This window comes from Microcystis sp. 0824, from assembly GCF_003112475.1.
Lineage (GTDB): Bacteria > Cyanobacteriota > Cyanobacteriia > Cyanobacteriales > Microcystaceae > Microcystis > Microcystis aeruginosa_C.
In genome coordinates, this window is record NZ_BDSM01000025.1 from 25527 (window position 1) to 39615 (window position 14089).

Consider the following 14089-nt stretch of genomic DNA (forward strand, 5'->3'; position numbering starts at 1 on the left):
CTAAGCTGGATAGATGCGAATACGGCGATTCGGTTCCTCTCCGAAGCTATCGGATTGGAGACGGTAATGTTCCACTAATTCGTGTTGCATTTTCCGCACTTTCGCCGAGCGGGGCAGTAACTCCACCGGTTGGCCGGTAGGGATAACGATTTGTTCCACCGCTAACCGGGCCTCCTCCAAAGCTTCGATCTCGTCATCGCTGCCGCTGCGGGCAAATAAACGCACGTCCGCACCTTCCTGATTCATCGGGTCATCAATGCCCAAAATCCGCTTTAAACCGCGAGAAATTTGGGGCAGGGTATTGGACTTGATGCCGTGGATGGGAATTTGTCTCACTTTAGCAATTTGACGCAATTTTGACTGATTTTTAACGTGGGAACGCAGGGCCAGCACTGCGTCGGCCCCCTGTAGGTCTTTGGTCAACACGATCGGCAAATCTAGGGCCTGTACTACCTGTTCGATCGGAGCGCGACTAACCCCGTAGGGATAGACATAAACTGGCCAATCTTCGCCATTAGGACCGGGGACGCGGACTTTTTCCGTTTCCGGTTCTTCCTGCAGCCAAGATTGTTCGAGGAGGCGATCGAAATCGTTTTCCCGGTTGAGAGGGCCCGCAGGGAAACGGGCCACGGGAGTCATCCGGCCATCGGCCCGCCATCCCTTGGGTTTATCCATTTCCGGGAGATAATTGCCGCGCAAAGGGGTCAACTTTTCCGGTTTTGGTTCTTCCTGAGCGACCTGTACTTTTCCCTCCTCGTCCACCCAACGGATTTGGGCAATTGCTTCCCGTCCCCGCAGCAGTTGGTCGATAGTGGTGGATACGTCCTCGTGAATCACCCAGCGCTGACGTTCCAACATTTCGATGGCAATGTCAAAGGTGGGCGGTGCTTTGCGTTCTAAAACGGTTTTTTGGGAACCCCGGCGGCGTGCTTCTTCGTCTCCGAGAGTTACTGCCTGAATTCCCCCGACTAAATCCGATAAAGTCGGGTTTTTAATTAAATTTTCCAGTTGATTGCCGTGGGCGGTTCCCACTAACTGCACCCCGCGTTCGGCGATCGTGCGAGCGGCCAGAGCTTCTAGTTCCGTACCGATCTCATCAATCACGATTACCTCTGGCATATGGTTTTCCACTGCTTCGATCATGACTTGATGCTGCAATTCCGGACGGGCCACCTGCATCCGACGAGCGCGACCGATGGCCGGATGGGGAATATCTCCATCCCCGGCGATTTCGTTGGAGGTGTCGATAATCACTACCCGTTTATTGAGATCGTCGGCTAAAACTCGGGCTATTTCCCGCAAGGCCGTGGTTTTCCCCACCCCCGGACGACCCAGCAGCAGCAGGGATTTTCCTGTTTCCACTAGGTCGTTAATTAGGGTGATCGTACCAAAAACAGCCCGACCGATACGACAGGTTAAACCGATAATTTCCCCGTCTCGATTGCGAATGGCACTGATCCGGTGCAGGGTGCGTTCAATCCCGGCGCGATTATCGCCGCTAAAACTGCCCACCCGGGCGATCGAATACTGGATTTCTTCTTTTGAGATCGGTTCGTCTCCCAGATCGATCGCCCCATCGGGAAAACGCGCTTCTGGTATGCGTCCCAAATCCATAACTACTTCGATTAGTTGATGCTGCCGCGGGTGTTCCTCGATTTTGCCGCGAATCCGAGCGGGTAGAATTGCCAAGAGTTTGTTTAAGTCGTCGGTCACTGGCATCCGAGAGGAGGGTAGGGTTTCTGGCATTAAATTAATAGTAAAAGGTTTTGGCGATAATTGACTGTTGTTATTTCCAGGATTTTCTTGGGGTCTAACACATTTAGGGGTTAGTTGTCAATTAAAAAAATATTATAGTTTTTTGAGCAAGGCTAGGCTTTTAATTGAGCAACCACCATAGAAGCGGCTTTAAGGGCTTCTTGGTAAGATTGGGGGTCATTTTCAAGGTTAGGCTGGTCTAAATGCTCTAAAATTGGCAAAATCAATGAACGGGCGTAACTTCCATAGGCAATACCAGCGATTTTTTCTCTCAGTCCCAGTTGCTCTAATTTGGTCACGGTGTGGTCATTGGTTCCCCCGGCTAACTGCACAAATCCGGCTAGATTGCTGGAAAGGACTTTTTTGGCCATATTAATGGCCGGGTGGGTGGTCCCTTTGCCGATATCGCCGCTCATCGGTCGGCCGTCCGTCTGCCAAATCAGAGGACAGCTTAGGGGTGAAATGGTTTCTCGCAGATAGTGGAGGTAATCAATGATATATTCATCATCTTGGCAACTTATGGCCAGGATTTTTAGGTTTTTAGTTAAAGGTGCGATCGCTTGCCAGAGTCGGGCAAATTCCTCCCCATGACCGACTTGGGTATGAATTTCGATCGCATCTACTCCCATTTCGATAATTAAGGGGATAATTTCTTCAGGTTGACAGACACGGGATCTTGTCTCGATTATCTGCTCGGGACAAACGGGTAAGCAACGACCGCAACCATAACAGCGCTGTTCAATCACTCCCCCCCCATCAATAGCATAAGCGGGACAGATTTTTTCGCAGGGACGGGGACAATCGACCGGACAGAGTTGCGGGTTAAAGACAGCTTTGCGAAAGTGGGGATCTTCACCGTCATTGAGACTGACCATTAACCAAGGTCGTCGATTTGGGGAGAATCCGGCGATTTTTTCCGCCGTTTCGATGCCTTCCTTGGCCGCAAGGATCACGGCTCGATCGGCAGCCACATCAATACAATCGGCCCCGGCGATAGTATAGGCCAAGGCGAGGTTGCGAATCGTGGGCAAATCTTGGTAACTAGCTCCACAGATGAGCTTGAACCAGTGACCCGCCACTAGGGACTGTAAGGGAGGGGAGTTTTTATCTAGCACTTTTTCATCCTATCGCGCCCAGCCCCTAAATGTCAGCCCTGTGCTGCTCTGATTCTGACTAAAGACCGATTATTGATTCTTCTTGGACATACTAAGCCACAAACGGTAAGTAAAACCGATTTACTCAACAACTTCATTGTCTTTTTACCAGTAAGTCACCGAAGGGCGGTCGTCTTTCTTTATATTCTTGATGTATAATGATAGTTATATAATGTCAATAGTATGTTTAGATGATTTTTGAGATATAATGACGGATACGGAACTAGGACAGCGTATGCAGAAATTACGGGAGAACGCTGGGTTAACTCAAAGAAAACTAGCGGAACGGTTAGGTGTGACAGTACAAACCGTAAGCAATTGGGAAACAGGCTACAGGGAACCGAGAATGAACCCATCGCAAACATTAAAGCTATGTCAATCCCTTAACTGCTCACTTGCACAACTGGCTGAAGCGATCGCACCATGCCAAGACAACTGACATATTTAGGTATCCCCAATCTCACCAGCGATCGCAATTAAAGAAAATACAGGAGACAGAAAATGGCTAACGAAACCGTTACTTGTTCCCTAGAAGCTGTTCTGACAAGGATCGAAGGGAAAATAGACAAAATCGATGAACGGTTAACCAAAGTAGAAATAGGACAATCGGAGATCAGAGGGGACATTAAAGCTTTAGATGAGCGACTAACTACGGAAATTAAAGGACTAACGACACGGGTTGCTTATCAGGAATTTACCAACCGGGGGATTTTTATCGCCCTAGTTGTCGCCATTTTAGGAGGGGCAGCTAAACTTTTTGGTTTTTTCCCCAATCCCTGACAGCGATCGCCATCGGTTAGGCCGGGGTTGACACTAAAGACTTAATGTAAATTCTAAAATCCAGCTGATTCTTCTTGAACGAATGCCATCGGCCTCTACATTGAACTATAAACCCAAACGCTGCTTTTGACGGGCTTTATAGGAAGCTAACAGCCAAATAGAGCCAGAAATCAAAGAAGGAGCAAGGACAAAAAAAGTGGCCATGGTCACGGGATGTTCCCGGGCCCAGACCCAATAAATCATCACGGCAAAAATCAAGCCACAGTAAGCTAGTCCGAGAAAGGGAATGCCAATGACTAAAATGGCGAATCGAGTATCTTTATCCATAAAATATCGGGATGGCAGCGAAAATTTAGCTGATGGGTTCCCCTTGTCCCTTTCTTTACTTATAATCTTCTTTCTGGGATTGCTTGGGGAAAAATAAGGTATTTTTTAGAATTAGGCGCTGATTATTGGGAGGCCTTCCTTGCCGAAAGAAAGATTAGATTTATTATTGGTAGCCAAAAATCTCTGTGATTCCCGTCAACAGGCACAGCGATTAATTCGCGCTGGAGAGGTGAAAGTCAATCACCAAATCATCGATAAACCGGCCACAGAAATCGATCCAGAAGCGGCGATCGAGGTTAAGCAGAAACTGCCCTATTTGTCAAGGGGGGGCGAAAAATTAGCCAAGGCGTTAGAATTGTTTGCCATCGATGTCAGCGATCGCATTTGTTTAGATGGAGGCATTTCCACGGGGGGATTTACCGATTGTCTCTTGCAAAAAGGAGCAAAACGGGTTTATGGGGTCGATGTGGGTTATGGACAAGTAGCGTGGAGTTTACGGCAGGATCAACGAGTTATTTTACTAGAAAGAACTAATTTTCGCTATTTAACCCCGGAAAAGTTATACGGACCAGAAAAACCCGCCGATTTAGCAGTCATGGATCTGTCCTTTATTTCTTTGACCAAAGTTTTGCCGACCCTGTGGACGCTATTAAATCCACCCCGAGAGGCGATTTTATTGGTCAAACCCCAATTCGAGGTGGGACGGGAAAAAGTCGGCAAAAAAGGGGTAGTTCGCGACTACCAAGACCAAGCAGGGGCAATTTTTCAGGTTTTACAGGCCGCCGAAGTCTTAGGATGGTTCTATCGGGGTTTAACTTGGTCTCCCATTACCGGACCTGCGGGTAACGTCGAGTATCTTCTCTGGTTATCCACCGAGACTGGCCCAGTTAGTCCCAGTTTAGCCGCGATCGCAGAAATCACCCAAGCAGCGATCGAACAGTTTTAACCCCGGTGTTTTGTCAAGGAAGTGGGAATTATGAATTATGAATTATGAATTATGAATTGAGGTGTGGGGAGATGTATTCTTACATACAAAAACGATGATCGGGGAGTTCAATATATCGGAAAATGGGAGAGATAACCCAAAAAAATTATCGTTAAATCATGTTAAGTCCCGTAGAAACGATTAAAATTCTCGAAAATCATCCCGATCGCACTTTTCCAGCTGGTGAAGTTATTTTTGCCGATGGCACGGAGGGCGAGTTAATGTACGGTATTCTTAGTGGAGAAGTGGAGATGTATGTCAAGGGACAATTGATAGAAACTCTAGAAAAAGGGGATGTATTCGGAGCAGGAGCGCTCCTGCATGGGGATAAACTGCGAGAATCCACAGCTATTGCCAAAACTGATTGTAAATTAGCCTATATCAATCAACCGCAGTTTTTATTTGCCGTGCAGGAAACTCCCATGTTTGCGATCGAAGTGTTAAGAAGTTATTCCGACCGCTTTCGCAAGTTAAAAAAAATCTTCACCAGTGAAGCATAGAGGAGCAAAGGAAAGCCATCCCCTGAAAACTATTGACCGAAAATCTCACCGATAGTTAAACGGGAACCATTGACCAAATCCCCACCAGAACGCGGAGGTTTCCCCGATAATTGCACTTCTTTTAATAATAATAAACCCTCACCCGTCTGCACTACCGGCCCGAAATTTTTCCAGAGAGCCACGATCGATCCCACTTCTCCGCTTAGATGAGAAAGGTCTTTTGTCTGTAATTCTGGAGGAAGTTGACCGAGATCGTCTAGGGGAATAGTGGCCATCACTTTTAGGGGTTGTCCCCGGAAAGTGGTCAGCGCATTAGGATAAAAACCCCGGACTCGATCGTGAATTGTCCGGCCCGAATCTTGCCAGTGGATTAGATAGTCGGATTTCTCAATTAAAGGGGCATAGGTGGCATCGTCGTTATTTTGAGGAATTGGGGTAATTTCTGCTCGATCGAGCTTAGAGAGGGTTTCTAGGAGCAAATCCGCCCCCATTTGGCCTAGGGTTGCTCCCACCTGTTCGGCATTGTCAAAAAGAGCGATCGGGGTGTAGGCTTTCAGTAGCATCGGTCCGGTGTCCATGCCCGCATCCATTAACATAGTGGTAATGCCGGTTTCTTTTTCTCCCCTAGCGATGCACCACTGCACGGGGGCTGCTCCCCGATATTTCGGTAAAATTGAGCCATGAACGTTAATACAGCCTAATCTCGGCATCTCTAGAATTTCTGGGGAGAGGATTTGTCCGTAGGCAACTACTACAAAGGCATCCGCTCGCGATTGTCTGAGAAAATCTAAGGTTTTAGCGTTTTTTTTCACACTTTTGGGCTGCAAAACTGGTATTTGCTGTTCTATGGCTATTTGTTTCACCGGTGAGGGGATTAATTGATTACCCCTTCCCCGGCGCTTGTCCGGTTGGGTAACGACGGCAATCACTTCTATATCGGGATTGGCTAATAATTTTTTGAGGGTGGGGACGGCAAAAGTCGGGGTTCCGAAAAAAACAATACGCATGGGAAAGGGGGGATTTTTCAGTTATCAGTGTGCAGTAACCATTAACGACTAACTATGCCAGACCATTGGATTTTTTTGGCTTTTTCCCGACGATAGGAGAAAAAATGCTCCTCTTGTTGATAGGTACAAAAAGGAGCGATCGCGATTTGTTCATCCCTAATTCCTAACTGTTGTAGTTGATGATAAATCACCCGTCGCACGTCTAAGCGCACTTTTCCTTTTTCCTCGTCAGCAAATAAGGGGGAGGGAGAGAGGTTAAATAAATTCGCCAGAATTTGGTCGGGATTGGTTTCTTGAGGAAATAAACTTAAACCCACTTCTGCGGCAACTTCTCCATCTACTTGATACACTTCCCCGGCAATTGCTGGCCCCAGGGCCAGGACTAAGTTATCTAAACAACTACCGGAGTTTAATAACTGTTTAACTGCTTTGGCAACTATTCCCTTAGCTGTGCCTCTCCATCCAGAATGAATCGCCACCCCAACACCGCTAGAGCGATCGCCTATTAGTACAGGAGTACAGTCAGCACTGGCTACCCAAATCCCTTGACCGGAAGCGTCGGTGATAATTCCATCCGCTTCGGCTATTTCTGGGTTAGCAATCCCTTGGGGATTTAATAGGCGATCGCCATGTACCTGTTTGACCCGATAAACTGGTACATTTGCCCCTAGAGCAGCCGTAAAAGCTTCCGGGGTTTGGGGGTAATAATGACGGGTAAAAAAGCCGTGGGACCAATCCTCTAGGAGATTACAGGTAAGATAGGGCAATCCTTGCCATGTTTGCCATTGCCACAGAGAAGTCTCGGTTAATCGCACATCGATCGCTACATTGGTCACAGTCTAAGCCTCTCTGGCTGCAATAATACCTTATTCTCTCCTATCCTAGTTCTGAGCTTGGCTAAAAGGCAACGGAAGATTATTACTCAAAACCCTTGACAAATGGCGAGACTTGCTTTAGAGTTTATGTATAATGGGGACTCCTGCGCCCATATATATAGGGTTTTTAAGCGAATTAAAAGAGTGACTGCTTCATCAAAACGAAGAGTTTTTTTCTTTGATATTAGGGGGAGAGAAGGTCGTCACGGACCTCCTCTCCCATTCAGAAGCGTGCATGAGACTTTCACCTCACACGGCTCCTGGTTCCACTGCTCCCTTGTTAAGGATACAGCTTGACTTCTTTTGGTTAACTATGTATCGTTTTGTTTGACGAATTCCTTGGGGAATGTCTTGACAATCCTTGATCTAAAGATAGAAGGATTCTTAAGAAATAGATTAGAACTCTTGCCAATTAATTAGATGTTATAATGATGAGTTAACTAATTTTACCCCAAAAAGGCTAATTAGTACATTTAAACTGAATGAAAATTTGAAGTTTTACTTCTAACTCAAAACTCTTTATATATGCTTTAATTTGGTTATCAAAACCTCTTTATTTAAGCAGCACAAACTATCTCAATTTTTATAATTGAGAATAAATCCTCCCTGACTTGATTAATGTTTGGCAACTTTTAAGAAGTTGCTATACCTATCCCTAACTCATAGTTATAAATAGCCGCCAACAGGTTAACTCTTAAACTATATCTTCGACGACGATTCCGATATTTACAGGATAAGATTTTCAAGATTTTGAGTTTCCTATTTATAGGTTAAATGATAATCCTTTCTTTGGCTAAAGCCTTGTTATACTACTTTTATAACTCTGTTAATTTTCTATTTTTCGTTTTTTTTTCGGGGTATATAGCGTTTCCTGAGCTAGTGAGGTACACCTATTTTTCTTCCCTTTTGCCTTTTGTCTAAAACCCATAACTTTTGTACCTCAGCAGACTGAAAAACGCTATATACGGTGCTGTGGATGCGGTAACATTTGAAGGATTTATTGTGAAGGAAGTGCTGCCAAAAATTAAAGAAGGAGACTGTCTGATCATGGATAAGTAGTCGTGCAAAATTAATTTCCTAGTAAAGATAGGCAAGAGGCAAGAGGCAAGAGGCAAGAGGTGGTTAGATATGTGTAATTAATTTTGCTTAGGTACTTAACGCCAAGATTCATCTCGGAGAAATGGTCAGAGAAATAATCGAACAAGAAAAAGCTAGACTCATCTATAGCAATTCCCATAGTTGTGAGGTACAGAGTCTTAGGTTTTGAGGAGTCAGGAGTCAGGAGTCAGGAGTCAGGAGTCAGGATTCGGGATTCAGGATTCAGGAGTCAGGATTCGGGATTCAGGAGTTAAGATTTTGGTGTACCTCATGAGATTGGGAAACGCTATATTTAGGGTCTGCTGAAAAAGTTTTTCGTGGGGGCAGGGTGTGGGGTGTAGGTTGTGGGGTTTTACCAGTTTTGAGGTGACCAATTACCTAATTTTCAGGGAAAAAGTACCTGAATTTTACCCCGATCACTCCCATATCCAGTACTTTTGGATTTCAAAAAGGTCTAAAAGTCTTACCCAACAAGGTTTTTAGATTTATTCAGCAAGCCCTATTTACCTTCTTATTCTCCCGAATTCTCTCCTATTGAAAACTTTTGGTCAAAAGTCAAAGCGATGTTAAGAAAACTGAAGGCGAGAACTTACAAAGACTTAATAGAAGGGATTGAATTGGCTCTGTTACAAGTTACTCAAAAAGATATTCGCAATTGGTTTACTCACTGTTGCCACTGCACCTCATAAGTTAGAGAATTGCGATAAATCTGCGTCTTAGCATTGATAATCTGACAATATTCTGCCAAAATAAGCACCTAGAAGGATGTTTCACCCCATCCAGGGGATTTTCGATGACAATTCCTGAGAGCTACTATATCATGGTAGATCACCTGTGATTCCTCAGACTGGCCAAGATAAAGACGGCAACAGGCAAAAATTAGGAAAAATCAGCGACAATCGAAACGGCAAGATCAAAAAAAATTCTATTCTAGATTGACCCTTTCAGCAGACCAACTATCCCACCCTTCTAGACAACGACCCTAAGGATAACTTCTATGGCGCAACAAAATAACCTAAAAACCGACAATATACACCAAATCGATCCCTATTGGGGTCCCCGATGGCTCGTAGAGGAACGGGACGCTTGCGGAGTCGGTTTTATTGCCGATGTGCGCGGTTCCGGCAGCCATCAACTGATCGAACAGGCCCTTTTAGCCTTAGGTTGTTTGGAACACCGGGGAGGCTGCAGTGCCGATCAGGATTCCGGTGACGGTTCTGGTATGATGACCGCTATCCCCAGAGATGTCCTCGCTCCTTGGTTCGCCGAAAATGGCTTAAATATGCCAGAATCTGAGCGACTAGGGGTGGGGATGGTCTTTCTTCCCCAAGCGGCCCAAGAACGCGCCGAGGCTAAGGCACACATCGAGGAAATTGTCAATAAATATAATATTAAGATTTTAGGTTGGCGCACTGTTCCCGTCCGTCCCCAAGTCCTCGGAAGACAAGCAAGGGAAAATCAACCCTACGTCGAGCAGATTCTGGTGACTTCCCCCGATTTAGCCGGTTCTCAATTCGATCGCCTACTCTATATTGCCCGTTCCGAAGTGGGTAAGCAACTGGCCGATGATTTCTATTTCTGTTCCTTTTCCTGTCGCACCATTGTCTATAAAGGGATGGTACGGGGCGAAATCCTGCGAGAATTCTATCTAGACCTGCAAAATCCCGCCTATAGCAGTCAATTTGCCATTTATCACCGTCGTTTTAGCACCAATACCCAACCCAAATGGCCCCTCGCTCAACCGATGCGTTTATTGGGTCATAACGGCGAAATTAACACCCTTTTGGGCAATATTAACTGGATGTCGGCCCGGGAACCCGCTTTAGAAACGGAAGGTTGGACCCACGAAGAATTACAATCCCTGACCCCCATTGTTAACCCCGCTAACAGCGACTCCTATAACCTCGATAGCGCCCTAGAATTATTGGTGAGAACCGGTCGCAGTCCCCTAGAAGCGGCTATGATCCTAGTGCCGGAGGCCTACAATAATCAGCCGGATTTACAGGATTATCCCGAAATTATCGACTTCTACGAATACTATAGCGGTTTACAGGAACCCTGGGACGGTCCGGCTTTACTGGTCTTCAGTGACGGGGGAATCGTCGGCGCTTGTTTAGATCGCAACGGTTTGCGACCGGCCCGTTATAGCATTACTAACAACGGTTATATCGTCGTTTCCTCGGAAGCGGGAACTATTCCCCTCGATGAAACCACCATTATCGAAAAAGGTCGTCTCGGCCCAGGTCAAATGCTCGCAGTGGACCTAGAAAAAGGCGAAATTAAGCGTAATTGGCCGATTAAACAGGAAATTGCCCGAGCTAATCCCTACGGTGAATGGGTGAAATCCCAACGCACCTTTATTGACAAAGAAACAGCGATAGACATTCCCGCTCCTAGTCATCTCCTTCCCCTGCAAACCGCTTTCGGTTATACTGCCGAAGATGTGGATCTGATTATCGTTCCTATGGCAGAACAGGGAAAAGAACCGACTTTCTGTATGGGTGATGACACTCCCCTAGCGGTCCTCTCCAGTAAACCCCATCTTCTCTACGATTACTTTAAACAACGTTTTGCCCAAGTTACTAACCCCCCCATCGATCCCTTACGGGAAAGTTTAGTCATGTCCTTGACTATGTATCTGGGACGACGGGGTAATATCCTTAAATTAGGGGTTGATGACGCACATTTACTGAAATTAGACTCTCCCCTGCTCAATAATGCGGAATTAGCCAAAGTTAAAACCTCTAGCTACAAAACAGCCGAACTTTCTACCCTTTATGATCTGACCACCGGACCGCAGGGATTAGAAACCGCGATCGCTCATTTGTGCGCTGAGGCCGCCAAGAAAGTAGCATCGGGAGCGGAAATTTTAATTCTCAGTGACAGGACTGCTCCTATTGACGAAAAAACTAGCTATATTCCCCCTTTATTGGCCGTTGGGGCCGTCCATCATCACCTGATTCGCTCACACTTGCGTTTAAAAGCTTCGATCGTTATCGACACGGCCCAATGTTGGAGTACCCATCACTTCGCTTGTCTAATTGGTTATGGCGCTTCCGCAGTCTGTCCCTATCTGGCCCTAGAAACGATCGCCCAGTGGTGGATTGAGCCAAAAACTCAGAAATTGATGGAAAATGGCAAATTAGAAGCTATTAGCCTCGAAAAAGCCCTAATTAATTACCGCAAATCCGTAGAAGCGGGATTACTGAAAATCCTCTCGAAAATGGGCATTTCTCTCCTATCTTCCTACCATGGGGCGCAAATTTTTGAGGCGATCGGATTATCGGCAGATTTAGTTAAACTAGCTTTTAACGGTACTACCAGTCGCGTCGGGGGTTTAAGCATTGCTGAGGTGGCCCAAGAAGCGATCGCATTCCACAGTAAAGCTTTCCCCAATCTTACCGCTAAAAAACTAGAAAACTACGGTTTTGTCAACTACCGTCCGGGGGGAGAATACCACATGAATTCCCCGGAAATGGCGAAAGCACTCCATAAAGCCGTGGCCGCTCACTCCCAAGGGGAAGGATATGACCATTACGAAACCTATCGTCAAATCTTGCAGCAAAGACCTGTCACCGCTTTACGGGATCTATTAGAATTTAACAGCGATCGAGCCTCAATTGCCATCGAAGCAGTAGAATCGATCGAAAGTATCCTGCAACGCTTCTGCACAGGGGGAATGTCCCTCGGTGCCTTGGGCCGGGAAGCACACGAAACCCTAGCGATCGCCATGAATCGTATCGGAGGTAAGTCCAATTCCGGAGAAGGGGGAGAAGATCCGATCCGCTACACCAGCTTAAGCGATGTGGATGCCGAGGGACATTCCGTGACCATGCCTCACCTAAACGGCTTAAAAAACGGTGATACAGCTAATTCTGCCATTAAACAGATAGCTTCGGGTCGTTTTGGAGTCACTCCCGAATACTTAATGAGTGGAAAACAGCTAGAGATTAAAATGGCCCAGGGAGCAAAACCGGGAGAAGGAGGTCAATTACCCGGGAAAAAAGTCAGTTCCTATATTGCCATGTTACGGCGATCAAAACCGGGAGTAACTTTGATTTCTCCCCCTCCTCACCACGATATCTACTCGATCGAAGATTTAGCGCAATTAATCTACGATTTACACCAAATTAACCCCCGGGCCAAAGTTTCCGTCAAATTAGTGGCCGAGATCGGTATCGGTACAATTGCGGCCGGAGTTGCCAAAGCTAACGCTGATATTATCCAGATTTCCGGCCACGATGGTGGTACAGGTGCATCACCCCTAAGTTCGATCAAACACGCGGGTAGTCCCTGGGAATTGGGAGTAACGGAAGTGCATCGGATGTTAATGGAAAATCAACTGCGTCATCGGGTGATTTTGCGTGCAGATGGGGGACTGAAAACCGGTTGGGATATCCTCATGGCTGCTCTCATGGGTGCGGAGGAATTCGGTTTTGGTTCCATTTCCATGATTGCCGAGGGGTGTATCATGGCCCGCGTCTGTCACACGAATAATTGCCCTGTGGGAGTCGCTACCCAGCAGGAACGTCTGCGATCTCGTTTTCCAGGAATTCCCGCTCATGTGGTCAATTTCTTCACTTTGGTGGCCGAGGAAACGCGGCAATTATTGGCGAAATTAGGCTATCACAGTTTAAATGAGGTGATTGGCCGGGCAGATCTGTTAAAAGTGCGCTCCGATGCTCGTTTAACTAAGACAGAATCCCTCAATCTCGATTGTTTATTGAATTTACCCGATGGTCGTGGCGATCGCTCTTGGTTGCAGCACGAGGAAGTACATAGTAACGGTGCTGTCCTTGATGACGAGATTCTAGCCGATAGCGAGATTAAACAGGCGATCGAGCAACAGGGAACCGTCAGCAAAACCTACAGGATTGTCAATACCGATCGCTCCGTCGGGGCGAGAATTGCGGGGGTAATTGCCCAAAAATACGGGAATGACGGCTTTGAAGGCGAAATTAAGCTCAATTTCCAGGGTGCGGCCGGTCAAAGTTTCGGAGCCTTTAATTTACCCGGTGTCAATCTCCATTTAGAGGGAGAAGCTAACGATTATGTGGGTAAAGGCATCTACGGCGGCGAAATTGTCATCTTACCGCCCCAAAACGCCAATTATCAGCCCGAAGATAACGCTATTATCGGTAATACCTGTCTCTACGGGGCCACCGGTGGGGTGTTATACGCTAATGGTCGCGCTGGTGAACGTTTTGCTGTCCGCAATTCCACCGCGAAAGCGGTTATCGAAGGGGCCGGGGATCACCTCTGTGAATATATGACCGGTGGGGTAATTGTCGTGCTTGGTTCCGTCGGTCGCAACGTCGGCGCCGGGATGACGGGAGGATTCGCTTATATCCTTGATCCGTCCCTACCGGAGAAACTCAACCCGGAAATTGTCAAGATTCAACGGGTTGGCACGGCTGCCGGTGCGGAACAGTTAAAATCTTTAATTGAGGCCCATGTAGAACGCACTAATAGCCCCAAAGGTAAGTTAATTTTAGCTAATTGGGATAGCTATCTCGGTCAATTCTGGCAAGTGGTCCCTCCCTCGGAAGCGGATAGTCCCGAAGCGCAAATTAGCGCGGAGAAAACCTTAACTTCGGTGTAATTTCTT

Annotated in this window: 10 protein-coding genes and 2 pseudogenes; 6 read left to right on the forward strand and 6 right to left on the reverse strand. The window is 46.7% G+C overall.

Annotated features, from left to right (window positions below; genetic code table 11):
* Both N0824_RS09855 and ldpA read right to left on the reverse strand, forming a co-directional pair.
* On the reverse strand, positions 1 to 1746 hold the full coding sequence (locus N0824_RS09855) for a R3H domain-containing nucleic acid-binding protein (RefSeq protein ID WP_199224902.1): 1746 nt from the start codon (positions 1744 to 1746) through the stop codon (positions 1 to 3).
* A gap of 122 nt (positions 1747 to 1868) precedes the next feature.
* Complete coding sequence (gene ldpA, locus N0824_RS09860) at positions 1869 to 2870, reverse strand: circadian clock protein LdpA (protein WP_108936633.1); 1002 nt, start codon at positions 2868 to 2870, stop codon at positions 1869 to 1871.
* Positions 2871 to 3117: 247 nt separating this feature from the next.
* Between ldpA and N0824_RS09865 the strand changes: the two genes are divergently transcribed.
* Entirely contained in the window at positions 3118 to 3348 is a 231-nt protein-coding gene (locus tag N0824_RS09865; protein WP_108936634.1) for a helix-turn-helix domain-containing protein, read from the forward strand.
* 62 nt (positions 3349 to 3410) lie between these two features.
* Positions 3411 to 3689, forward strand: coding sequence for a DUF4164 domain-containing protein (locus N0824_RS09870; RefSeq protein WP_108936635.1), 279 nt, complete (start codon positions 3411 to 3413; stop codon positions 3687 to 3689).
* Positions 3690 to 3794: 105 nt separating this feature from the next.
* Here the strand turns inward: N0824_RS09870 and N0824_RS09875 are convergent, their stop codons facing one another.
* Positions 3795 to 4016, reverse strand: a complete 222-nt coding sequence (locus N0824_RS09875; protein WP_002736250.1) for a hypothetical protein — start codon at positions 4014 to 4016, stop codon at positions 3795 to 3797.
* A gap of 139 nt (positions 4017 to 4155) precedes the next feature.
* Here N0824_RS09875 and N0824_RS09880 point away from each other — a divergent pair, with 139 nt between their 5' ends.
* Both N0824_RS09880 and N0824_RS09885 read left to right on the forward strand, forming a co-directional pair.
* Entirely contained in the window at positions 4156 to 4962 is an 807-nt protein-coding gene (locus N0824_RS09880; protein ID WP_108936636.1) for a TlyA family RNA methyltransferase, read from the forward strand.
* A gap of 158 nt (positions 4963 to 5120) precedes the next feature.
* The gene (locus tag N0824_RS09885; RefSeq protein WP_108936637.1) at positions 5121 to 5501 is read left to right on the forward strand and encodes a cyclic nucleotide-binding domain-containing protein; all 381 of its coding nucleotides are present in this window, start codon (positions 5121 to 5123) and stop codon (positions 5499 to 5501) included.
* A gap of 29 nt (positions 5502 to 5530) precedes the next feature.
* Here the strand turns inward: N0824_RS09885 and fmt are convergent, their stop codons facing one another.
* The 3 genes and pseudogenes from fmt to N0824_RS21910 all read right to left on the reverse strand — a co-directional run.
* Positions 5531 to 6508 carry a methionyl-tRNA formyltransferase gene (gene fmt, locus N0824_RS09890; RefSeq protein ID WP_108936638.1) on the reverse strand — a complete coding sequence of 326 codons (978 nt, stop codon included), beginning with the start codon at positions 6506 to 6508 and terminating at the stop codon, positions 5531 to 5533.
* Between the two features lie 41 nt (positions 6509 to 6549).
* Positions 6550 to 7344 (reverse strand): peptidoglycan editing factor PgeF, encoded by a 795-nt coding sequence (gene pgeF / locus N0824_RS09895; protein ID WP_108936639.1) that lies wholly within the window; start codon positions 7342 to 7344, stop codon positions 6550 to 6552.
* Positions 7345 to 8015: 671 nt separating this feature from the next.
* A pseudogene (locus N0824_RS21910) lies at positions 8016 to 8150 on the reverse strand (IS5/IS1182 family transposase); the annotation flags it as partial.
* 831 nt (positions 8151 to 8981) lie between these two features.
* Here N0824_RS21910 and N0824_RS09905 point away from each other — a divergent pair.
* Together N0824_RS09905 and gltB are read left to right on the forward strand one after the other, a co-directional pair.
* Positions 8982 to 9170 (forward strand): annotated as a pseudogene (locus N0824_RS09905) (transposase); the annotation flags it as partial.
* 308 nt (positions 9171 to 9478) lie between these two features.
* On the forward strand, positions 9479 to 14083 hold the full coding sequence (gene gltB, locus N0824_RS09910; RefSeq protein ID WP_108936640.1) for a glutamate synthase large subunit: 4605 nt from the start codon (positions 9479 to 9481) through the stop codon (positions 14081 to 14083).
* Positions 14084 to 14089 lie beyond the last annotated feature (6 nt).